This is a genomic window from Pseudanabaena cinerea FACHB-1277, from assembly GCF_014696345.1.
GTDB classification, from domain to species: Bacteria; Cyanobacteriota; Cyanobacteriia; order Pseudanabaenales; family Pseudanabaenaceae; genus Pseudanabaena; species Pseudanabaena cinerea.
Genome location: NZ_JACJPY010000038.1, coordinates 1 through 23,347, shown reverse-complemented (window position 1 = coordinate 23,347; position 23,347 = coordinate 1). Strand labels below are relative to the sequence as shown.

The window sequence follows — 23,347 nt, the reverse complement described above, 5'->3', positions numbered from 1 at the left end:
GGGATCGTATTTAAGCCACCATTCGCATCGATTCCATCGCAATTTCTGCCATGGTGATATTGCGCTTGATATCTAGCTGATTGAGATAGGCGATCGGATCTTCAGTATTAAAGGGAATGTCATCAAAAAGCTGAATCGCGTTACGGCTATAGGTGATGTCCGTTAGCCCTAGCTCACGGGCGGCGGTGCTGAATACGCTCACGCGACAGGTTTTCTCCAATACTTCTACCCAGTTGCGAGGGAAAGGCACATCGCCCCATCTTGCCATCTGGGTAATGTGCCAGAGATGCTCCGAACGGCTCGGACGGTTGATACTAGCACCATAGAACTGGTGGTGAGCGGGTTCACGCATGGGAGTGTCGAGCGCACAGGTGACATCATCGGGATTTCCCAAATGGATGTAATTAACATTAGTGCTGACATAGGCGCGGCGGGAGAGGATTTGACGAATCTCTTCGGCATTATTTAGATCGGCGCAGTACATACAGGCTTCTAGCAGTGCCTTCACCAGCGCAATATGGGTATTTGGATAGGCATTTGCCCAATCTTCACGCACACCAAGAACCTTACCTGGGTGTCCATTCCAAATTTCTAAATCTGTGGCAACGGTGAAGCCAATATTTTCCATAGCGGCGCGGAAGTTCCAAGGTTCGCCCACACAGAAACCATCGATACTGCCTGCCTTGAGGTCAACTACCATTTGGGCAGGTGGAATGGTTTTCAGTTCCACATCAATATCGGGGTCAATGCCTCCAGCCGCCAACCAGTAACGGAGCAGCAAATTGTGCATGGATGAGGGATGGACTACACCCAGGCGGTGAGTGCGATCGCGAGTACTTTGCAACATCGCTTTGAAATCGGCGAGGGTATGAATGCCGCGATCGTAGAAATGCTTGTCTAGGGTAATGGCGTTACCGTTGCGGGTCATAGTTAGAGCCGTAACAATGGGCTTGCAAGCACCATTGCCGCCAAGGGTGAGCCACATCGGTAAACCTGAAGGCATTTGCGCTGCATCGAGATAGCCACCTGCGATACCGTCAACAATGCCGCGCCAACTGGTTTCACGCACTAGGGAAACTTCATCGAGTCCATGCTTCTGAAAAAAGCCTTTTTCCTTAGCCACAGCGATCGGCGCACAGGCGGTTAAGGGAACGAAGCCGATCTCTAAATTGACTTTTTCTAAGCCATGACGAGCCACAGTGGAAACTTTACGAGCATTCAATTTCTTGACGCGCTTTTGCTGGTTCAAGAAGTAAATAATTTCACTGCGAAGGCTGTAGTAACTGGGATGATTGACCGCTTCCATGCGTTGACGAGGACGAGGAATGTCAACCTCCAAAATGCCACCAATTTTCGAGGCGGGTCCATTGGTCAACATCACAATGCGATCGCTGAGTAATACCGCCTCATCAACGTCGTGTGTCACCATGACAGCCGTGATCTGGTCTTCATTACAGATCTGCATTAATTTCTCTTGCAGGTTGCCACGGGTCAGCGCATCCAACGCGCCAAAGGGTTCATCAAGGAGCAACAGTTTCGGACGGACGGCTAAAGCACGGGCGATCGCTACCCTCTGGCGCATCCCACCCGATAACTGTGTGGGTGGCTTATCGATCGCGTGGGAAAGCCCCACCATATTTACATAGCGCTCCACTAGATCATGACGTTCACCCTTGGGCAGATGGGAAAGCACTTCATCAACAGCTAGAGCCACATTTTCCCGTACCGATAGCCAAGGCAGTAGCGAATAGTTTTGAAATACCACCATGCGATCGGGCCCTGGACGAGTGACACGCTCATCTTCGAGCATGACTACGCCGCCACTGGGTAAGTCCAAACCTGCAATCATATTGAGCAAGGTGGACTTGCCACAGCCAGAGTGACCGATAAGGGATATAAATTCACCTTTTCCTATTTGCAGGTCAATCCCTTTGAGGGCAATATATTCTTTGCCGCCGCCCAATGGGAATGTTCTTTCTACCTGATCGACTAAAACAAAATCCTGCATTTTAAAATTTCTCCCTAATAACCATTTTGAATATTTAAGAACCGTAGGGGCAAAGCATTAACGCCACAATTTTGAAAATTACAGATAACTTTGATTAGTTAATGCTTTGCCCTTAACCTTGAACAACCGCCGATAACTGCCAAGCCGCAGCAATAATTCACGGGTGGATAGCATAAAGGGTTGAGCATTTGCGATATAAGTTTTGTGGTGAATTTTGGAAATGGTGGCGCAAATGCTCAACCCCTACTTCTGTTCTTCAGGCAAAATCACATTTTGCAGCCATGCTACAGCGCGATCAAGCAACAATCCCACAGCACCGATGTAAACCAGAGCCAAAATTACTTCGCCCACCTTGTCATTGGTGTAGGAATTCCAGATAAAGAAACCGATACCGACAATACCTGACATGATGATTTCCGCAGCAATAATCGCCAGCCATGCGAGACCGATGGAAATGCGTAAACCAGTGAAGATATAGGGCAATGCCGAGGGAATCAAAATCTTGAAGAAATACTTTTGGCGAGAAAGTTGTAGCACCCGCGAAACGTTGCGGTAGTCTTGCGGAATCTGCTTCACGCCAACGGCAGTGTTTAACAAGATTGGCCAAACCGCAGTAATAAAGATAACAAACAAGGCGGCTGGTTCATTTTGACGGAGAGCAGCAAGAGCAATGGGAACCCATGCGAGGGGTGGCACTGTCCGCAAAAACTGGAACAATGGATCAAGGGCTTTGTCAATTACAGGGGTAGTTCCTACCAAAATCCCCATGCCGATACCCACGATCGCCGCCATAGAGTAGCCCTTAGCAACACGCTCAAAACTAGCAAGAGTCTGCCAGAATAGCCCTTTGTCCGTACCACCGCGATCAAAAAAGGGATAAAGCAGTAAATTACGAGTAGTTTTTTCTGAAACAATATCAAAGGGACTAGGCAATTTCAGCAAGCCAACACTAGAGAGAACTTGCCAAACTAGTAAAAATCCTAATATCCCGACGACTGGTAGCGCCCAATTTTGAGCATTCTTTTCCCAAAACTTTGATAGCGATCGCCCTAAGCTACCATTACGATTACCAACACTTACTGCCATGATTTTTTACTCCTGAGTTAATTGGCTTTTAGCCGTTAGCTTTTAGCTTTTGGCTTTTAGCTTTTGATTAATTGAAAATTGATTAGAGAATATGGAGATTGTTGGCTTTAATATTTGCAGGACTTACGCATTAGCCCTGTAATAAATTACGGGCTGAAAGCTCAAACCATTTAAGCCAGGTTGATCGTCAAATATCTTTAGTCTGCTTTAGCTGACTTTAGCTTTGAGCCAAGAACTTGAGTTCTTGGTAAATTTACGTAAGTCCTAATTTGAAGAGCTAAAAGCTAATAGCTAATGGCTAATAGCTTTTAGCCAAAAACTAAACCTTCTTAATCTTCAACCCATCTAAATAAGCCTGTGGATTTTCAGGATCGAACTTTGTACCGTCAAAGAATTCCTCAATCCCGCGAGAAGTGCTAGTGGGAATATCAGAGAAGCCTGCTTCCTTCGCCGCCTCGCGCCACAGATCCTCACGGTTGACCTTCTTAATCAAGTCCTTAGCGGTTGCTAGGGTTTCCTTTGGTAAGAAGCCCCAACGCACGCTTTCTGTAATAAACCAGAGATCGTGACTTTGATAGGGATAGGAGACATTTCCCTTCGAGTCTTTCCAATAGAGAGGAGCCATAGTCTTGTCATCGATAATGCGCCCATCGCCCATGTCATACTTGCCCATCATCGGTTCGGCAAGGATTTCAGGATCAACTCCAAAATAGTTCTTAGTGGCAAGAATTTGGACAAGTTCTTTCCGATTATCGAAGTTGTCACACCATTGCTGTGCTTCCATTATACCTTTCAGCAGAGCTTTGGTCGCCTTAGGATTTTTATCTACCCAATCGGCACGCATGGCTAAATATTCTTCAGGATGTCCCTTCCAAATCTCCGCAGTCAGGGCAGGAATGAAACCAATCTTCTCTTTAACAATGCGATAGGGCCAAGGGTCGCCCGTGCTGAAAGCATCCATTGTGCCAGTTTTCATATTGGCGACAGTTTGCGCCGCAGGTACGGTTAACAATTCGATATCAGCATCAGGATCGACTCCATTGGCAGCTAACCAATAACGAATCCAGAACTCTTGATTGGCTCTAGGGAAAGTGTAAGCAGCTTTAAATTTCGCTCCTTCAGATTTGGTCTTCTCAAAGAAGTCTTTGGCTTTATCGATTTTGAGGGTTAGCCCTTTGTTTTTGTGCTTGTCTGCTATAGCGATCGCATTACCATGGGTATTTAGCTGCAACAGCACATACATTGGCACTTTGAGACTGTCAGTAATAATTCCTTCAGAAATTAAATAGGGCATCGGCATTTGCCACTGACCACCATCAATACCACCTGCGGAGGAGCCAATTTTAACGTTATCTCTGGCGGCTCCCCAATTGGCTTGCTTAGAGATTTCTACATTATCCATGCCGTATTTGGTAAAGAAGCCTTTTTCCTTGGCAATGATTAATGGGGCAGCTTCGACAATTGGCAAATAGCCAAGTCTGGCAGTGTTAATTTCAGGAACCTGTTCAAGGGGGAGATTGATTTTAGTGGCATTAGCAGAACTTATCAATGGCGTATCTTCGGGAGGGTTGCCAAGACAGCCCTTTAGTAGCACTGAGCTAAGTGCTGTTGCCCCTGCTGTGGCAAGAAACCGCCGCCGTGAAATATTGGTTTTGAGACTAGACATAGCTTCTAAAGGTTTTACAGGAACGATTGATTGGTTGATGATGCTATCTTAGAGTGAATGCTGAATAGAGTAAAGTCTATTATTTTTATAATAAAGATAAGGTTTTATCTATGTATTTTTCTGATAAGCTATCTATAGGTTGAACTATATGGCTATCATCCTGATATAGCTATATTTCGCCCTAATACTTACCAAATAAAGCTTTGAGGCATAATATCCATAAATTGATTATATAAATAAACTTAATCAATTTATAATGAAACCTATAAGCATCCCTAACAAGGAGCTTAAGCCGCTTGTCTGCTGCATTTATAACTAATCTCATCAATCGCGAAAATCCATGATTTCCCACATCTCTGAACAACAAATGCGAAAAGTGCGTTGGCTTTTAACCTGCGCTTGGTTACTGCTGATTGCTTCGCTCTTTTACGATCCGATATCTCCTTTAATTACGACCCCAAATCAAACTTGGAGTCCTTTTCGCATTAGGTCCGAAGATTGCATCCCTGTGCAGAATGTCTGTTTAGATCTGCAACCCTACCCCCTCGGCGCTCCTATCTTTTGGGGAATGGTTGTACCTAGCGCTATTTTCATTTTGCTAGTATTCGGGCATGAGCTATGGCGGCGCATTTGTCCTCTGTCCTTCCTATCGCAAATTCCCCGTGCCTTGGGATGGCAAAGGCAAATCAAAAGAACCGATAGCAAAACTGGCAAAGTCCGTTACGAAATCCCTAAAGTAAAAAAGGACTCTTGGTTAGGCAAAAATTATTTATATCTTCAGTTTGGTCTGTTATTTATTGGTCTATGCAGTCGGATTTTGTTTATCAATGGTGATGCGATCGCCCTAGGGCTATGGCTACTGATGACGATCGCGGCGGCAGTTACAGTTGGCTATCTCTATGGTGGCAAGACTTGGTGTAACTATTTCTGTCCGATGGCTCCTGTGCAGAAAATCTATGCAGAGCCATCGGCGTTATTGGCGACTAAAGCGCATATGAGCGAAGTACCGATTACACAATCCATGTGTCGCACCATTACCAATGATGGCAAAGAGCAGAGTGCCTGTGTCGCTTGCCAAAATCCTTGTATTGATATTGACTCTGAGCGATCGTATTGGGATGGCATTGAGAAACCTGAATCGCAATTTCTCTATTATTGCTATTTGGGCTTAGTCGTTGGTTATTTCTTCTATTACTATCTCTATGCTGGCAGTTGGGATTATTATTTCTCAGGGGCTTGGGCGATGGAGAGCAATTCGCTCCAAAAGCTCATGTCCTCTGGACTTTATTTATACAATCAAGCGCTGCCTATTCCCAAAATTTTGGCAGTGCCGCTTATCTTGGGCTTGTTTACGGGCTTAGGCTATATTTTTGGTACGCTCAGCGAACGTCTTTATCGTTCCTATTTAAATTTTGCTAAGCAAAAGACCTCAAATTTATTGGTTCGGCATTATTTATTTAGTGTCACTACCTTTATTGCATTTAACCTATTCTTTATTTTTGGCGGTCGCCCCTTTATTCGGTTACTTCCTAACTTCTTTCAGGAAACCATTGATGTACTTGTGGTACTGCTTAGTACCCTGTGGTTATCCCGTACCCTCAAACGCGAACCCGAACTCTATGCAAGGGAAGGTTTGGCGGGTAGATTTCGCAAGCAGTTATTAAAGATGAATTTCCCTTTGCAAGAATATTTCAAAGATCGTGATGTCGATGATCTCAATCCCCATGAGGTCTATGTTTTGGCAAAGGTTCTGCCAGGATTTACCAAGCAAAAGCGTTATGAGGCTTATAAAGGCGTACTGCGCGAATCCTTGGAAGAAGGCTACACTAATTCTGCTAGTAGTTTGGAACTATTGCGACAATTACGCACCGAGTTAGATATTTCTGATACTGAACACCGTAATCTGCTCGAAGAATTAGGTGTGGAAGATCCACAACTGCTTGATCCTAATCGTCAGCGCAACCTTGAAAATTTAGTCCGTATTTCGGGCTATCGCAAAGCCCTTGAGCGTTTGGTTTATCTGCAAAATCTTGATACCGACACCGCTTCACAGCAATTGGTGCAAGCCTATAATATTTCCCCTGCGGAGGAGCGAGAAATCACTCAAGGCTTTGATCGCGATGCCACTCTCAAACAAAAGTCCAATTTCTATCTCGATCGCCTTGCTCAACTATTGCAGTCTTACCACAATCTCAATCAGCGCTGCCTATTGGAGCATCGTCCAGCCGTATCCCTATTATTAGAGGCAATCCGCCGTAAACAGAAAATTTTGGTGCTGGCGCTGTTAGAGGCGATCGCCAATCTGCCTCCCCACGAAGGCAATGAGATCGCCAGTAACCTAGGTAAACTTGCGCCGATGGTTTTGCAGGATGTCCTTGAAGAGCCAAACGGAACTTGGCTCACCAAAATTCCGCCTAGCCAAATAGAATTACTAAATCAACCATCGGCAAATAGCGTCTGTTCTGTGGCGATCGCCGTTTCCGAAGTAATTGACACCCTCACGCCGCTATTGCTAGAACCAAATCCACTGATTCAATCGGTGAGTTTGTACTTATTACAAATCCTTGACTTTGCTGCTAGTCGGGTTTATGCGGTGGATATCGAGAGCCAACATACTCTAGTCCAAGAGACGATCGCCTTAATTCTCAAGAATACCCAATCCCAGCCTTTGGCAAATTTTGAGAAATTAGAACGAGTGGTATATCTCTTCAATAGTGACTTCTTCCAATCCCTCGATAATGAGATTTTAATGGAGCTATGCGATCGCGCCTATGTGAAATCCTACTCAGAAAATGAACATATTACTGAGGCGGGCGATACTTGCCGCGAATTGCTGCTACTCATTGAGGGCAATGTGGAAATCAGGATCATCCATGCCGATCAATCAGAAACAGTGTCTCATCTTGTATCAGGAAAGGTGCTAGATGAGCTAGAGGTATTAACCCATACCAACTTAACAGGCACAATCACCGCTAAATCTTCCCCAACTAGGGTTTTGGCGATTCCTGTTGATACGTTTGATGATTTGATGGAGCGCGATCGTGGTTTAGCTTTGAAGGTTTTAGAGTTAGAAAGCGGTCGCCTTAAAGGGCTATTAGAAAATAGATCCTAGAAGAATGTAGGTTGCACTTAAGTCCAAACAAATAAAAACCTTGAAAATATTGCTAAGCAAAGCTTTCAAGGTTTTTATTCTAATGCATTTCTAAGACTGACTTTGCAGCCAGTAGTAGGTTGCCATTGGCAAAAGTGTAGCCAGAATTAATAGGATGACCACCACCACTGTCGAAGAACTAGCCTCAGTTTCTTCGCGAGTGGCATAGTTGCTTGTTTCTGCCTCTTCAACTACCAACAAGGGTGCGCCTGGATCAGGATTTCCCTTCAATACTGCCTCCAGCCTAGCCATCCCCTCATTTACTGCTTGATTGTAGTTAGCTTTGCGAGCAGGATAAAGCATTGTCTCATCGGCAATACTGACAGCGATCGCATCGGGTAAAATTTCTTTCGCTTTTGCACCAGTTTGGATCGCCGTGCGATGATCCTCTGTTGCCAAAAAGAGCAAAACTTGATTTGCCTTTGCCTCATCATTGGGAAACCATTGATCAAATAGCTCCGCCGCAAACTCGGCAGCAGGCTGACCCATATCAATGCGCTTGATTGCCACTACCCGCACCTCTATCCCTGTCGCTTCTGCCAAGGCTGCGGCTTTACCCGCGATCGTATTTTGGGTATTAGTACTTAGCGTTTCAGAATCATCGATTACCCATGTCTGACCATTCAATTCTTTGATCTCATTGAGACTAGGGATGTCAGCTACCTGCAAAGCCCAAGCACTGCCCACAAACAAGCTGCCACTAAATACCAAAGCGATCGCCCCTAAGGAGACAGCCAGAAACATCGTTTTAAAGGCTGTGAATATATTGCTAAACATACTTTTTAATTTTTTTGATTTTTTTAAAACAAAAGAAAAAATCTTACATCTAACTTTATAAATTACAGTGCTTTGCGCTGAATTAAAACCTAAATAACTTTGAAAAAGCACAGCTTAGCCGCACTTTTTCAAGGTTACTGGCTCGCCTGAGCATAGTTTTGAATTTCATCAATCGTAAATACAGCCTTAAATCCTAATCCCTCCTTAGCATATAGCTCCGCACCACCTTGGCGGCGATCGACTAACGTTAATATCTCAGTAACTACATATCCCGCATTGCGTAATTTCTCCACCGCAAATAAAGCTGACTGACCAGTTGTCACCACATCTTCTAAAACCACAACGTGAGTGCCTTCTGCCAGTTCAGGTCCCTCAATCCAAGCCGCCGTACCATGTCCCTTGGGTTGCTTGCGAATGATCAATGCTGGAATCGGCTGATTTTCATAGGCAGAAACCACACTCACCGCACTCACAATTGGATCAGCGCCCAAGGTTAATCCGCCCACAGCCCCCGTATCCCTTGGCAACATCGATAGCAGTACCTGCCCAGTCCACAATGCCCCAAAAGGATGAAGCGTCACTAATTTTCCGTTGATGTAGTAGGTGCTTTTTTGTCCAGAGGAGAGAGTAAAGTCGCCACTCTTGTAGGCAAGGCGACAAATTAAATCTAGTAACTTTTGACGATTTGGGTGTTCCACAGGTTTAGTTGATCTATAAAATTCAGTAAGTCTTATTATCAAGGCAATACCGTGTTTTGTGCTGAATTAAAATCTAGAAAAAATTGTAATGCGCGGCAAAGCTACACTTTATTTATGGATTTTGCCAATAAACAACACAACTCATGACTGGATCTGTTACATTATTCACCGTCCAACTGTGAGGATGCGTATTTATATGAGTAACAGGTTCTCTTGGTTAGCTTCGTCATTGGCTACAGCCGTAACGCTATTAGCTAGTGGTGCAGCCTTTGCTGACCCAGCACTCACGGATCAAGATCAATTTCCTCGAAACTTCCCTGCAACCTATCCACAGGTTCAGAATAAAGTCTTGGATATGTCTGCTGATCCTAATTTGCCCGATCCCTATTTTCAATACACTTATAGGGATCAATGGATTGAACGCCAAACGGCGGCTTTTAGAGCCATAAATCGCGAGATGATGGACTTGCAAACCATGAGCGATCCGACAATTCGCACCCGTGATTTGCCTAGTTCTTACTGCTCCTCTTTGCTAAGCGAGGGTTACAATGCTTGTGCAGCAGTGGAAGAGCCTGCACCCGCAGTGCCTATGCCAAGGGTGCAACCTCCCGCAGTAGCACCTGCACCTGCACCTGTCCCTGCTTTGTGGTAATTCACTGGGGTAATTAAAAGTTTTTTGTGTTGATAATTAAAAGAAGTGGGATGCATTTGCATCCCATTTCTTTCTGCCCTGTACTTAGGGCTTGTTTATAATTTGCTGTCTATAGAGATCGGCGAGTTTCTGGGCAGATTTAGCTTGCTGTATCATTAAACTTTCTGGAGCAAGTATGATCGCCCGATCCATAAAGCGATTGACCCAGCGACTAAATTCATTTAGCGATCGCGGTGGCAATGTTAGATGTAAATCAATAGATTCTGGTTTGCGTCTTGAGTCAATTTTTTGAGAAGGGTGACGATAGGTTCCTTCTTCGATGAATTGAATGACGGGGGCAAAAAATCGCACGGTGACTTTCTTAAATTCTAATTCCATTTGGCGCTCTTGCATTTGTTCTTCTAGTTCGCCCATGTTTAAGCCCCAACCGTTAGCGAGAAGCTGGTGCGCTAGATCTAGGCTTTGTTTTTGGGTTTGTAAGCTGCGAGTTTGCAATGGAATTTCTAGGCATTTATCGGTTAGGCGATCGACGCGCACGATCATAAAGTGAGAGTTTTCGCAGTTCTCATAGAGTAAGTACCAAGCAATGTCGTGATAAATAAGTTGTAATGGATAGACTGTTACCGCCCCAGTATTATCGGCATAGGGATCGGTATGTCGGTAAATTTCGATCGCTTGTCCGTTAAGAATTGCTTGCTCGACGGTGGAGAGGCTGTCAAATAGGGTATGGCGATTTTGGGCTTGTTTTTTCTTGATGCGATCTTCGAGGTCGGTGGTGACGATGAGATGATTGATTTGCGATCGCACGGGATAAAGCAGTTTGCTATTTTCTTCGGCATCTAGTCCCTGTAATCGTTTGACTAGGGATTCATAGATTCTAATAATATTCGGCGATCGCTGATATTCGGCTAGGGAGGCTAGGGCATTGAGGGCGACATTCAGTTCTTGTTTGGTCATCACACCTGTGCCGAGGTAATAGCCCCAGCGATAGATGCGATTGTTTAAGATGCCATATTTACGGAGGGTTACGAGGTCTTTGCGAAGGGTGGGAATGGCAATGTTATTAATAGTGATACCCATTTCTTGGGCGAGTTGTTCGAGTTGTTGTTTTACGGCTACGAGGGCATTATGGGGTTGATCGTCATTTTGAGGCGATGCTTCAGGACTGCCGATGCTAGGATTTTGTAAAAAAGTTGCTATCAGCAACATTAATCGCTCGAATGCTTGGCGATCGCTGTAGGGATGGGTTTGTGAAAATTTAGGCATGATGGCTTTTTGTCAAGTTATTGACAATATTTATTAAAGTTCATAAACCTAGCTGTAAGTGTTTGTATAAGCTTGATTTGGGCTGTGTAAATTAATTGTAAAAATATTCTTATTTATTTGCTTGTTTGTGGAGTTTACTGCTAGATTGCTCATATCAATAGATGCGTGTCAAATAGATGCGTGAGAGGCGATCGTGATGACAGCATTACAAATTAGTGAAAAGCCACAAACACAAGAGCCAAAAATCGCCAAATATACGGTGATTACCTTTGCGCCTGTGCAAGGTTTTATCGAGAAGTCTCGTAAGTTGCGCGATCTTGATGGTGCTTCAAAAATTCTTTCGTACCTAAGCTGGAAGATCGTTAAACGTGCTGAAGATTCAGGGTTTAGGGTTATCTCACCTGCTAATAATGGTGTGGCGGGTAATGCAAACATAATCCAAGGGATGCCAAACCGTATCTTAATTCAAGGTGATTTTTTGCAAGGATATGTGAACAGCGCACTTGCCGAAGGTTGGAAAGAAATCGTCACTGAATGTCACAACTGGCTTACAGAGAATTTACAAATCTCAGAAGTTGGATGGATAAGTTCTTGGACGCGATGGAAGAATCATGCGTGGGAATTATTTTGTGGTACTGGCAAGACGATTGATGAGGCAATGCGCGATCTGGAAACTCGTAAACTCCGCCGCGATTGGATAGTACCAAACTGGAATGGTGAGAGTTCTAGTTTATCTGGCTATGATGCGATCGCGCATCCAAATATGGATAGCTTGGGTTTAAATGACGAAGAGGTTAAAAACTTTTATAGTCAACTTGCCGAGGTTCTCGATCCTAATGGAGAACCAAATGATCGTGCTTATATTAATGAAAATGAACGGCTTAGTATTCCTGAACTGATTAAGCGTTTAATCACCTATAGAGCGATCGCTAATAAAATCCATCCTGAACTTTACTCTCCCAGCTTTCGAGAAATGCTTCGCAAAGATGATAAATCAGGTTATTGGACAGGATGGTTTATGGGTGATGGTGATGAAGTTGGCAAATATCTTAAAAAGTTGTCTGCTCTTCCTATCCCTCATGATGCTGAGGCAGTAACAGAATTTAGCGATAAGCTAAGAACTTGGGGTAGTGGCTTTCAAGATAGATTTGAACGAGAGAGGCGAGGGCGAGTTGTTTATGCGGGAGGTGATGATTTTTTTGGTGTGATGTATAGCGACACTAAAGGAGTACATCTTAACGGGACAGATGCGATTGACTGGTTGATAGGTTTGCGTGAAGATTGGCAATCTGGCAATTTGGGAATTTCTCTCAGTGTTGGGTTTGTGTGGGCGGGGCATAGTGTGCCGCAGCGTGATGTGTTGCAGCATTGCCGTGAGGCTGAGAAGCTGGCTAAGAATTTAGGTCGCGATCGCGTGACAATTCGGGTTCTGTTTAACAATGGTCAATTTGTGCAATGGACTACGCCTTGGGAATATTTAGCTTGGTTAGCAGATTATCGCGATCGCAATGACGATACTGGCAAAGATGCGAAATGGAGCCATGTATACACCGATCTGGCACAACTCAAGGCTCGTCATGCGATTCCACCTGCGACGGATGACAAAGCAAGTGATGTGATCGCGCTTGAGTTGTTTGGGTTGTATTTCGGTGAAGACAAGCAGGAAATTCTCTCTCAACAGCGTGGAAAAATTACAGGATCTGAAGATCCCAAATCGATGATTGAATGGATTGATGGCATGATTAAAGTGGGGTGGCAGTTATGTTCAAATTCCTAATTGTGATACGTCCGTTGGGCTTGCTCTATGGCAGTGCTGGCGCATTTCTCTCTCCTGCAAACTTAGTTGGACGCTCTGGCGCAAAATTTCCACCTGATGCGGGAACGCTTTCGGGGTTGATTTTGGCGACAAATCAAGAGCAGAAGTTTAGCGATCATCAAGAGCTAAAAACTAATCTGGCTGTAGCTGGAGCTTTTTGGGCGGAGTCAGATCATCCTGAAAACTTCTTTGTGCCGATTCCGCGATCGCGCATTGTGGGTGAGAAGAATAAGGATTTTGATGAGTGGACGCTAATCAATAACAAATGGGAGCGTCAACATCCCGATCTTGATCCTGAATATCAATGGCAGAGTATTAATTCTTGGCATAAGCAAACCCCACAGCTAAAGCGCCCTGAAAAAGGCAAGTTGAATGATGTTGGCAAAACTCCTTGGGAATTCATGCCGATTTTGCATCCCTATCTCAAGGATGATGAGAAACATGTCCGCGATCGCGATGGATTGTTTTTAGAGAACGCTGTGCAGATAAGGGAAGATAGCTGTTTGGTATATCTCTCGACGCATAAATTGCCTGATGGTTGGTATCGCTTTGGTGGTGAAAATCACATTGTCGAAATCACCAGTCAGGCAATTACAGAGCATAGTTCCATCTGCAAACTACTGAAGCAAAAAATCGGGCGGAGTTTTGCACTGATTACGCCTGCGGTGTGGGGAAGCAATAATCTCTCAACTCGCTATCCTAACGATGTGCGCTTTAGCAATAAGCGTCCTGAGATGCTGACTGATCGCCCTGAACCTTGGCGTTATCGTGTGGGTAAAGGTGAGGCACAAAATAAACGCGCCAGTAAGTTGAGCATTGGTCGCTATGCTGTGCCTGCGGGAACGGTTTATGTGGTCAAACATCCCCTCGATCTCACTTGGTGGGACTTCCCGCCTGAGTGGTTTGCATCGGGTGAGGGGCTACCGTTGCGGCAGTTTGGTTGTGGTTTGTGCTTACCTGTGGAAATCAAAATCGAGCCTAAAGCTGAGCCGAAAGCTGACCAAAAAATTACACAAAAAGGAGAGGATTAATGTACAAAAAAGCCTATGGAATTATTGAAACCCTAGCACCTCTGCATGTTGGCGCTGCCGCAGGTGAGGAGTCTGGTAATCTCAATTTGATTTTTCGCGATCAATTTACGCAGACGGGGATTATTGCTGGTAGTTCGATTCGTGGACGCTTTCGGGCAGATATGCGCGAGGCGGATAAGGGTTCAGAGAATACATGGTATGGACATGAATCTGTGGAGGGTAGACCTGATGGCGGGACTACGGAAGCGATCGTCAAATTTGAATATGCTTCGCTGGTTTGGTTGCCTGTATTTTGTCCAGGACAGCCTGTAGTTTGGATTAGTTGCCCAAGATTGCTTAAGCGATACAAATTGATTACGGGATCTACAGACGCTATCCCAAAACCTTACACATCGGCGAAAACTCTGCGGGGTCGTCAAATTAGCGATCGCGGTACTGCTAAACAAATCCTATTTTTCAACCTTGGATTTATGGAAATCGAGCATCAAATCGAAGCTGAAGCAATGCAGAAATGGATTCCTAAAGGTGTAGATCTGGCGGTTGAGAGTTTGGTGGTGGTTGGCGATAACGATATTGCGATGTTGCATGACATGGCTTTGTATCGCCAGAGTCGCATCAAGATGATGGACGATATGAAAAAGGTGGATGGAGGAGCCTTTTTTAATGTGGAGGCTTTGCCAGAGGGAAGCGTTTTAATATTTCCGATCGCTTTGAAGGAATTAGGCTGGAAACCTTTTGGCGATCGCGCTTCACAGGATATGTATTTTGGTGGTTTGGAGTCGGTTGGCTTTGGTCGTTGTAATGTCACACTTGCAGGAGAGTATCAGTAATGGCTTGGAAAACCTATGATTTGGATCGCATTGCTCAAAGATTGGTTCTAGATGCGAAAGAACGTGATAAGGATTCTTTGGGGCAAGCCTTTAAGATGCGTGTCGCCGTGGCTTATGGCTTGGAGCGTTTCTGGGGTGAGCATTTACGCTTGCAAGGTAAGAAAGCAGATGAGTATAAAGCTAAGTATTGGAAAGAGACTTGGGATCAGCTTGTGGCAGTGATGCTAAAAGCTGGGGTAAAAATACCCAACGATCCTGTGCAATCAGACAATGAGAAAGCTGTAAGGTCTATGGCAGAAAAACTTTGGCAGATAGACATTCAAGATCAACGGGTGGCGATCGCTGTGCTGACGCAGCTTTGCGACTGTTTGGTTTGGTGGACTCAGCGCTATAAGAAAAAATAGTTTTTAGGGACTAAAAAAATGTCAAATATTCCCGATGCTTATAAAAAAGTGCCGATGATGTTTCAGGCACAGACTAAAGGTCGGTGTCAATTACAGTTTCTCGATCAAGCCCGTAAAGCAGATCCCAAACACAATAAACCTAGAGAGTCTCAAGATGCTGAGATCTGGTGTGAAGAGTGGACAAGTGAAACTTATCCTGTTGCGCCGATATTTGAGGAACCAGTCAAAACGCAAGAATATACGATTAGTTGGCGATTTGTGACGAATTCAGGTCAGGATGATGGCGTGATTCGTCCTGTCATTGGTGCGTCTGGCTATCCCTTTTACCCAGGTTCGAGTATGAAGGGAGCTTTTCGTCAGGCTTGCAATCGGTTATTTAGCGATCGCCTTGGTAAATATTGCGGACAGGAGATTTCTAAAGGGGATTTCTCTCCAGGAATTTTGCGCTTTCATGGTGGTTATCCTGTAGATAGCAGTTGGACTGATGGGTTAGTTGATCTCATTCATCCGCAGCAAAAGTTACAGGTGATGAATAGTGAAAAAGAAGGAGCCAAAATCCAAATTTCGCTCTATCAACCTACAATTCAGTTTGGAATTTCGGCTTCGGAGGAGCTTGAGGGGTCTGAGTGGGATGAGATCTGGCAAATTTGGGAAGCGGCGCTGGGTCGTGGGATTGGTTGTCGGGTTTCCGCAGGTTATGGTCATCGCGATCAGTTAAAGGGTGAGTTGTTGTATCCGCCGCATCTGTTGAAAGGGCAGGGGATGGCATCAAAGCGCTTAGATGAATCTGGCGAGTTTCGCCCAAATATTTTTCGGGCGGCGATTCGTGGTCATGCGTTGCGGATTTTTGGTGGTTTGACAGATGCGGAGACAGCAAAGCGAGAAGTCGAGAGAATTTTTGGTGGTGTTTCAGGGCATGGTGTATGGGGCTTATTGATGATGAACTTTGTCACAACCAGCCTTGATGAGAAATTATTTGGTAATGGTCAATGGGAAGTGCCTAGCTATAAGGTAGAAGGCGAACTTGGTTGGCTATTGTCGCAAGATATTTCAGAAGAACCTAAGGCGGCTTTAAAAAATCTGATTTTGCATCTGAATCAGTTTGCGATGATTTTTGGTGGATTTGGTAAGTCGTGGCGCAGAGCCGATCATCGTTTATTTTATGAGGAATATTACGAAGAGAATAACTACAGGAAGCCGCTAATTGGTTGTCATTGGCAATGGAAAAAAGGGCGTTTTGCTCGCGATGTTAAGGTTTATAGCCCAAAATATGTAGCAGGTTTTCTAGATAAATTGCAGGAGGCGGCTAGAGCTTGGTTACAACTGCAAAATGTTAAGTTGACTGCAAGTTATGCGACTGGTTGGCGAGAGGCTTGGCATCCTGACAAAGTGCAGGTTTGGGGCAGAATTTCGATTAATAGAGAAAGTTCTGAGGCAATTCAATGGTTACATGGGGCTTATCAAAAGAGGGACAATAAAGCCCAGATTTCTGAACTATCCATTTATAAATCTTCGGTAACTGGAAGGGTGGGACAGATTGGGCGGCTGTGGCATAGGATGTATCCTTTGATGAAGTTGGAGCCTGATCCTAATGATCCAGCAAAAAAGATTCCTAAACCAACTGCTAGTTATCTTGAGTTATTAACGATCTTTCCAGATGGTTCTGATGATTGTTTGAATTTTCTTAATTTTCTTGCAGATGATGGACAGTTTAAACAGTTATGGGGAAAGCCTTGGGAAATAGAATAGTTGATGAAGATGATGGGTTACGCTGTCGCTAACCCATCCTACGGTTGATTCACTTCTATGATGCAAGAATTAAGACTATGGCTTACAGTGATTTTACGGTTGAACAGATTATAGATAAGTTCTCTCTTGATTTTATTGAGCAGGACTTGTTTGCATCTCAAGAAAGTACGATTCAGGTTAGTAGTTGGTTATTGGAAACTCTTGCGAAAGGTAAGAAGTTTGCTCTTACGACTAGTAGTGAAAAGGCGAAATCTGAGTTTATTATTGCACCAATTTTGTTAGAGGTAGAGGCACATTTTTCGACACAGTTGGCTATTTATTCGGGTAAAAACCTTGATAGCGATCGCGAGGCGGGACTGGTAGGAGAATGTGATTTTATTCTTGGTAAGGGTTCGACGGCAACTTTTATTAGCACGCCAATTATGGCGATCGTTGAGGCGAAGCGCGATAACTTAGAGAATGGGTTAGGGCAATGTGCTGCTCAAATGTATGGGGCAATTCGCTATAACCAAAAGCATGGTGAGACCTTGGATAAGGTTTATGGATGTGTGACGACTGGCAATTTATGGCAGTTTTTGAAGTTAGAAAATAAGTTGCTGATCCTTGATCGTAATGTTTTCTATCTCAATGAGCTTGATCGGATTTTGAGTTGTTTTAATACAATCGTGAGGGAGTTTTTATAATTTGATTCAATGTCTTAAGTCATAATGTAACGATTGCAGTTAGAGAGGAAAAAATAGTGATTGCTGTAGAACGGGTATTGGAAAAGGCTCTGGGTCAGAAAATATCACTGGCTGAGTTTTTGGCTAGCCCTGAGTCGGGCGATCGCTATGAGTTTGTTGATGGTCAAATGGTGAAAAAAGTGTCTCCAAAAAGATTTCATGCAGCCCTTCAGGGTGTTTTATATCGGTACTTGGGCGATCTATTTGAGGGTAAGGGTTTTGTTTATCCTGAATGGGGAATTGTGTTGACTCGTAATGGTCAGGATTGGTGTCCTGTGCCTGATTTGACCTATATCTCGTTAGAGCGTTTGCCTACGGATGTGGGTAATGAGATGTGTCCTGTGTCGCCTGAGTTGGTGATTGAGATTATGTCAGAAGGGCAGACTTTTCGCGAGTTTGTAGTGAAGGCTGGAGACTATCTGAATGCGGGGATTTTGCGGGTGTGGGTAATCGATCCGTTGAGTAGAACCTTGACTGTTTTTTATCCCGATCGCGCTCCTGAGACTTATCGGGGCGATCGCCTATTGACTGATGAGTTATTTCCAGAGTTGGCGGTGACGGTTGAGCAGTTTTTTGTAAAAGCAGGAATTTGATCGCATTGAGTAGTATTTCTTTGGGAGCGTAATCGAGATGTCTGTAGTTTGGATTGTGACGACGGGTAATAGTGATGTCAAGCTGACAGATGATACTGGCTGGGGACATTTGCGGATTAAAAAAATTGAGCAATTATATTCCTGTGGATTTTCTCCAACAGAAGAGAGTAATAGTGATTTGTTGACTTTGCCAGCAAGGGTAATGGGAATTGCCTATGGTGATGCAATTGAGACATATTGGGAGCGTTTGACTTTTCCTTTGTTGGATGGCTTTTGTCAGGAGTTTAAGACTGATAAAAAGAATAAGCCCGATCGCATTATTGTTTTGCTGACCGATCAGGAGGCAATTTTTGATGATTACAGTCGCGGTGATGCTGCTTGTCCTTATTGGCAGGATACATATACGCTTCAGCCAATTTTGAAGCATTATTTTACGCAAGCGTTCGGTGAAAAGTTTGCCAATGAAAAGATTGAATTTTCGGTTTTGAAACCGCAACAGGGGGCGGATGGGTTAGATGATTGGGATGCGACATTGACGCTAGTAAGGTTGGAGTTGGCGAGGTGGGAGGAAAACAAGTGGATTTCTAAAAGCGATCGCGTGATTGTGAGTCATCAGGCGGGGACTCCTGCAATTTCTTCGGCGGTGCAGTTAACTTGTTTGATTCGCTTTGGTAAAAAGGTGGAATTTCTGGTTAGTAGTGAGTTAGCGCCAGATAGGACTAAGTTTTTAAAGGGGTCGTCCTATTTTGAGACGTTGCAATTTAAGAAGTTAGAGGATTTGCTGGCAAGGGATGATTATGCTGGGGTTGCTAGTGTTGTGCAAAGTCTAGAGTTAGAAGATTCTGTGCTAAAGGTGAAGTTGGAGCATTTACTGGAACTGGCGAAGTTGTGGAATGCGGCTAAGTTTGATGAGTTTGCTAACAGGATGGGATTAGTGACACCTATTCGAGTTAGGGAATGGTGGTGGAAGGGTTATGAGATGGCTTATCTGGCTGTGGTGAGGATGAAAAATGGCGATCCGACTGAGGCGCTTTTTCATAGTGTGAGAGCGATCGAGGGGCTGATTTGTGAATGGGCGATCGCGACTCATGGTTCTAATATTCACTACAGTTTCATTAAACTAGATCGCAATGGTAATCCTGCGCTTGATGCAAGGGGTAGTAAAATTCGAGAATATGATTCTAGGCGTTATCGTGGTGATAAAGAAGGTTCGCCAATTGCAAAACATACGATTGATGCTAAATTTGGAAATGCTCTGAAATATCCAAATCAAAAGGATGATTTAAATCGTAATAAGCTTGGTTTGTATGGGCGAGTTCTATACACGCTATTTGAATCTACGTTTGAACCGAATTCACGGTTAACTGATCATCCAATTTCGATTGTTTGGGAACAGTTAGCGGATGAACGCAACGAGTTGTTTCATCGGTTAAGGGGAATGACTCCCCAAGAGGTTTATGAGGCTTGGGGTAAAGGGAATCAGGAGCAATGGACAAAGATTTTGCTTGATTGTTTAAATTTAGTCGCTGGTCAGTCTTTTGTATCCTTAAAATCTGCTAGTTTAATGTCACAGGTGCATAAGGATTTGGAGGAGGTGATTAAGGCGATCGCTTCTTATTAGCTGATGAGTTATTGTCAGTTTTGGCAGTATCAAAATTAGTCTCCTACTCGCTAGGGGACGCGATCAATTGGAAACCAGTAAACCTTTGCTTGATCGTGAGCGAAATCATTAATCCCCTGCACGCTAAGGGATGCGATCAATTGGAAACTTGATGTACTCTTGACGTGACGAAGCCCTCTGAACATTCCCCCTACTCGTTAGGGGACGCGAACCCGCAAATCAGTATGGATGCTTTAAATTCATGGCTTGACAATAGAAATAGTAAGCAAGGATGCGTGAAATGACAGACGAACAGAAAAAAGCTGTGGTCATAGCTTTCGCCGAAACTGAAAGCGAGGAACAATTTGATGAGGAAATTAAATTGCTAGGACTAGATGCCCCTGAGTACGAAGAGGAGATAGCCGATCTCTTATTTTCCCTATTTTCGACTTCACCCACGGAAATAAAATCAGTACAAACCAATAACTCTCCTACTTGCTAGGGGACTTGATCGATTGAAAACTAGATAGCACAGACATTAGATTGCTTGTTAAACCCTACCTCTACTCGCTAGGGGACGCGATCGATTGGAAACGCCTCTCTCTCGCATGTTGAGTAGTCCTCTACTACATTCCCTACTCGTTAGGGGACGCGATCGATTGGAAACGTTAAAAAGTTAATCGAATTGGACAAAAAAAAGCGTCTCCTACTCGCTAGGGGACGCGATCGATTGGAAAGCGTAGAATGTCGATCAAGTCTTCAATCTCTCCGCAGAGTCTCCTACTCGTTAGGGGACGCGATCGATTGGAAACTTAGCGATCACATTTCGTACATTTTCCCAAATAACTTCCCTACTCGTTAGGGGACGCGATCGACTGGAAACGCCCCAACAATATCAGGACAGAAAATTTGCCCCATTCTCCTACTCGCTAGGGGACGCGATCAATTGGAAACCCGTTGCCGTTGGTTCCAGTCAGGCGGTTCTCGCTTGTGTTGGTCTCCTACTCGCTAGGGGACGCGATCGATTGGAAACTATGGCTTATCTGTTTTGTGATCGTACCATCGTGATTGTCCCCACTCGCTAGGGAACGCGATCGATTGGAAACTAGCCACACTGCGCTTACGGTAATCAGACATATCAGTTCCCTACTCGCTAGGGGACGCGATCGATTGGAAACCGCTTTTGGTATTCCCACACAAAAAACCACAGACAACTTCCCTACTCGCTAGGGGGCGTGATCGATTGGAAACCTGAAAACACGATCGAGGTAGAGGACTCGTTTGATGATCTCCTACTTGCTAGGGGACGCGATCGATTGGAAATGTATTGCCAGCTTCAGATTGTGGAATCCATACTTGTACTTTCCCTACTCGCTAGGGGATGCGACCAATTGGAAACGCCTCATCAATCAGTGCCGATACTTTCTTAGTATCAACTCTCCTACTCGCTAGGGGAAGAGATCGATTGGAAACATCGTTACTTCACCCAAAAAGTCAGAAAATTCATTCGCCTACACGCTAGGTGGCGCGATCAATTGGAAACAACTTAGCCAGCCTGAAACCATCGTTCTCACCTTTTGTTCCCTACTCGCTAGGGGATGTGATCGATTGGAAACAGCCCGAAGACATAAAACTTCGGAGTCCATGATGTGAGTCTCCTACTCGCTAGGGGACGCGATCAATTGGAAACGCAGGTACAAAAATGGAGGTAGTGTTAGAGCCGTATTTCTCCTACTCGCTAGGGGACGCGATCGATTGGAAACGTGCCTCCACCCTGTAGCATATTCACAGGGTTGTTAATCCCCTACTCGCTAGGGGACGCGATCGATTGGAAACGTGTGATACCCGCAATGATCGCATTTCAGCCCGATGTCCCCTACTCGCTAGGGGACGCGATCGATTGGAAACAACTTCTTCATGGTAATTACTCGACAGGTTTTTACTAGTCCCCTACTCGCTAGGGGACGCGATCAATTGGAAACAAAAGTGTCACTACAGAGACTGCCACGCTGATTAGTCCCCTACTCGCTAGGGGACGCGATCGATTGGAAACTTGCGGGATTGAGTTTGTCTGCTGCATATACGGGTGTCCCCTACTCGCTAGGGGACGCGATCGATTGGAAACTTTAGCGCTTGGATATCAAGATTTGCGTAATGCAGGGCGATCCCCTACTCGCTAGGGGATGCGATCGATTGGAAACTATTCCGATTCAATGCTCTGGACAAACTGCTCAAGATCCCCTACTCGCTAGGGGACGCGATCAATTGGAAACGGCATAAACATAGGAATACGCACAGCAGCAACTACATCCCCTACTCGCTAGGGGACGCGATCAACTAGCCCCCCCTTTCATAATCTCTGAATCCTCAGAGATTGAGATTACCCTTCGCATTAGGGAAGCGATCGCTTGGAAAATACATCCATAGAGGGTCGGATGTCTCGCAACCCCATTCTCCTTTAGATTTATCAGCCTTAGCTAGGTAGTTCGCCGTAACGATCGCGATATTTTTGGAGCAGGGCTTCGGCTTGATTGGCACGATCGCGTTCTTGATCTAGTAGCAAATTTACCTCAATGTATGTGTGAAATTTTGTGCCATCGGGTTTGTAGAGTTGGAGTCTGCCAGATGTGGTATCAAAGCGCGTGCCGAGACGGGGGCTTGTCCAATTGTCGGGTTGGGCAATTGGCTCTAAGCCTGATGTGGTGCGTATCCAGACTTCGAGAGTGTTGGTTTCGGGGTCGTAGAGGTAGTATTCTTCGACTTGGTGGCGATCGAAGAAAAGGAGCTTTTTGCTCATTTCGAGGCGACTGTTGCTGGGGGAGAGTATTTCAAATACGACTTGAGGGGCGATGTTGTTTTCTTCCCATTGTTTGTATGAGCCGCGATCGCCTTTGGGACGACCAAAAGCCACCATCACATCGGGGGCGGTGACGATGTGGGGTTGTCCTTGGATGGGATACCAGAGGAGATCACCTGCGATGAATACTTGTGGATCATTAAGGAAGAGGAGGTCTAAGCCTTTTTTGATCTCAACGATGAGTTCAAATTGTTTGGTGTTGTCAGCCATGGGTTTGCCATCGCTTTCGGGATAGATGATTTCGGTTTGACTCAGTTGACTGACCATTGATGTTGTCTCCTGAACTGATGTTGTTGTTTTGATTATATCGTAGAGGTTATTTTATGTATTTTTTGACAGCTACAGCCTATTGAGGAATTAAGGGGTACAATAGCAGCATTTGGAAAACCAGTTTGAGAAGAAAGATTTATCGAGCAAAAGAAAGAATGTTTTCAAGACAAT

21 protein-coding genes are annotated in these 23,347 nt (G+C 44.7%); 13 read left to right on the top strand and 8 right to left on the bottom strand.

Going from position 1 to position 23,347, the window contains the following annotated elements; all coding sequences use genetic code 11:
- Window positions 1–10: 10 nt before the first annotated feature.
- The 4 genes from H6F44_RS12750 to H6F44_RS12740 all read right to left on the bottom strand — a co-directional run bounded on the left by H6F44_RS12750 (window position 11) and on the right by H6F44_RS12740 (window position 4,760).
- Window positions 11–2,008, bottom strand: coding sequence for an ABC transporter ATP-binding/substrate-binding protein (locus H6F44_RS12750; RefSeq protein WP_190351343.1), 1,998 nt, complete (start codon window positions 2,006–2,008; stop codon window positions 11–13).
- Between the two features lie 78 nt (window positions 2,009–2,086).
- On the bottom strand, window positions 2,087–2,248 hold the full coding sequence (locus H6F44_RS22975) for a hypothetical protein (protein WP_206754463.1): 162 nt from the start codon (window positions 2,246–2,248) through the stop codon (window positions 2,087–2,089).
- Between the two features lie 3 nt (window positions 2,249–2,251).
- On the bottom strand, window positions 2,252–3,094 hold the full coding sequence (gene ntrB, locus H6F44_RS12745) for a nitrate ABC transporter permease (protein WP_190351342.1): 843 nt from the start codon (window positions 3,092–3,094) through the stop codon (window positions 2,252–2,254).
- Between the two features lie 319 nt (window positions 3,095–3,413).
- Window positions 3,414–4,760 carry a CmpA/NrtA family ABC transporter substrate-binding protein gene (locus H6F44_RS12740; protein WP_190351341.1) on the bottom strand — a complete coding sequence of 449 codons (1,347 nt, stop codon included), beginning with the start codon at window positions 4,758–4,760 and terminating at the stop codon, window positions 3,414–3,416.
- 340 nt (window positions 4,761–5,100) lie between these two features.
- Here H6F44_RS12740 and H6F44_RS12735 point away from each other — a divergent pair, with 340 nt between their 5' ends.
- Window positions 5,101–7,872 carry a cyclic nucleotide-binding domain-containing protein gene (locus H6F44_RS12735; RefSeq protein ID WP_190351340.1) on the top strand — a complete coding sequence of 924 codons (2,772 nt, stop codon included), beginning with the start codon at window positions 5,101–5,103 and terminating at the stop codon, window positions 7,870–7,872.
- A 90-nt stretch (window positions 7,873–7,962) separates the two neighbouring features.
- Here the strand turns inward: H6F44_RS12735 and psb32 are convergent, their stop codons facing one another.
- Window positions 7,963–8,688 (bottom strand): photosystem II repair protein Psb32, encoded by a 726-nt coding sequence (psb32, locus tag H6F44_RS12730; RefSeq protein WP_190351339.1) that lies wholly within the window; start codon window positions 8,686–8,688, stop codon window positions 7,963–7,965.
- Between the two features lie 134 nt (window positions 8,689–8,822).
- Window positions 8,823–9,386 carry an orotate phosphoribosyltransferase gene (gene pyrE, locus H6F44_RS12725; protein WP_322096219.1) on the bottom strand — a complete coding sequence of 188 codons (564 nt, stop codon included), beginning with the start codon at window positions 9,384–9,386 and terminating at the stop codon, window positions 8,823–8,825.
- 196 nt (window positions 9,387–9,582) lie between these two features.
- Here pyrE and H6F44_RS12720 point away from each other — a divergent pair, with 196 nt between their 5' ends.
- Window positions 9,583–10,038, top strand: a complete 456-nt coding sequence (locus H6F44_RS12720) for a hypothetical protein (RefSeq protein WP_190351338.1) — start codon at window positions 9,583–9,585, stop codon at window positions 10,036–10,038.
- A gap of 84 nt (window positions 10,039–10,122) precedes the next feature.
- Here the strand turns inward: H6F44_RS12720 and H6F44_RS12715 are convergent, their stop codons facing one another.
- On the bottom strand, window positions 10,123–11,304 hold the full coding sequence (locus H6F44_RS12715) for a helix-turn-helix transcriptional regulator (RefSeq protein WP_190351337.1): 1,182 nt from the start codon (window positions 11,302–11,304) through the stop codon (window positions 10,123–10,125).
- Window positions 11,305–11,500: 196 nt separating this feature from the next.
- Here H6F44_RS12715 and H6F44_RS12710 point away from each other — a divergent pair, with 196 nt between their 5' ends.
- The 11 genes from H6F44_RS12710 to H6F44_RS12660 all read left to right on the top strand — a co-directional run bounded on the left by H6F44_RS12710 (window position 11,501) and on the right by H6F44_RS12660 (window position 22,329).
- Window positions 11,501–13,081 carry a Cas10/Cmr2 second palm domain-containing protein gene (locus H6F44_RS12710; protein ID WP_190351336.1) on the top strand — a complete coding sequence of 527 codons (1,581 nt, stop codon included), beginning with the start codon at window positions 11,501–11,503 and terminating at the stop codon, window positions 13,079–13,081.
- The gene (locus tag H6F44_RS12705) at window positions 13,066–14,151 is read left to right on the top strand and encodes a type III-B CRISPR module-associated Cmr3 family protein (RefSeq protein WP_190351335.1); all 1,086 of its coding nucleotides are present in this window, start codon (window positions 13,066–13,068) and stop codon (window positions 14,149–14,151) included. The genes H6F44_RS12710 and H6F44_RS12705 overlap by 16 nt, the downstream gene beginning before the upstream one ends.
- Window positions 14,151–14,981: an RAMP superfamily CRISPR-associated protein gene (locus H6F44_RS12700; protein WP_190351334.1), complete on the top strand. Its 831-nt coding sequence runs from the start codon at window positions 14,151–14,153 to the stop codon at window positions 14,979–14,981. The genes H6F44_RS12705 and H6F44_RS12700 overlap by 1 nt, the downstream gene beginning before the upstream one ends.
- The gene (locus tag H6F44_RS12695) at window positions 14,981–15,385 is read left to right on the top strand and encodes a hypothetical protein (RefSeq protein ID WP_190351333.1); all 405 of its coding nucleotides are present in this window, start codon (window positions 14,981–14,983) and stop codon (window positions 15,383–15,385) included. The genes H6F44_RS12700 and H6F44_RS12695 overlap by 1 nt, the downstream gene beginning before the upstream one ends.
- An 18-nt stretch (window positions 15,386–15,403) precedes the next feature.
- Window positions 15,404–17,134: an RAMP superfamily protein gene (locus H6F44_RS12690; RefSeq protein ID WP_190351332.1), complete on the top strand. Its 1,731-nt coding sequence runs from the start codon at window positions 15,404–15,406 to the stop codon at window positions 17,132–17,134.
- 77 nt (window positions 17,135–17,211) lie between these two features.
- Window positions 17,212–17,817: a hypothetical protein gene (locus tag H6F44_RS12685; RefSeq protein WP_190351331.1), complete on the top strand. Its 606-nt coding sequence runs from the start codon at window positions 17,212–17,214 to the stop codon at window positions 17,815–17,817.
- Window positions 17,818–17,873: 56 nt separating this feature from the next.
- Window positions 17,874–18,449, top strand: a complete 576-nt coding sequence (locus H6F44_RS12680) for a Uma2 family endonuclease (protein WP_322096218.1) — start codon at window positions 17,874–17,876, stop codon at window positions 18,447–18,449.
- A 37-nt stretch (window positions 18,450–18,486) separates the two neighbouring features.
- Window positions 18,487–20,070, top strand: coding sequence for a hypothetical protein (locus H6F44_RS12675; RefSeq protein WP_190351330.1), 1,584 nt, complete (start codon window positions 18,487–18,489; stop codon window positions 20,068–20,070).
- 280 nt (window positions 20,071–20,350) lie between these two features.
- Window positions 20,351–20,551, top strand: coding sequence for a hypothetical protein (locus H6F44_RS12670; RefSeq protein ID WP_190351329.1), 201 nt, complete (start codon window positions 20,351–20,353; stop codon window positions 20,549–20,551).
- A gap of 733 nt (window positions 20,552–21,284) precedes the next feature.
- Window positions 21,285–21,479, top strand: coding sequence for a hypothetical protein (locus H6F44_RS12665; protein ID WP_190351328.1), 195 nt, complete (start codon window positions 21,285–21,287; stop codon window positions 21,477–21,479).
- A gap of 703 nt (window positions 21,480–22,182) precedes the next feature.
- A complete protein-coding gene (locus H6F44_RS12660; protein WP_190351327.1) occupies window positions 22,183–22,329 on the top strand; it encodes a hypothetical protein in 147 nt (48 codons plus the stop codon).
- A 193-nt stretch (window positions 22,330–22,522) separates the two neighbouring features.
- Here the strand turns inward: H6F44_RS12660 and H6F44_RS12655 are convergent, their stop codons facing one another.
- Entirely contained in the window at window positions 22,523–23,173 is a 651-nt protein-coding gene (locus tag H6F44_RS12655) for a Uma2 family endonuclease (RefSeq protein ID WP_190351326.1), read from the bottom strand.
- Window positions 23,174–23,347: the final 174 nt, after the last annotated feature.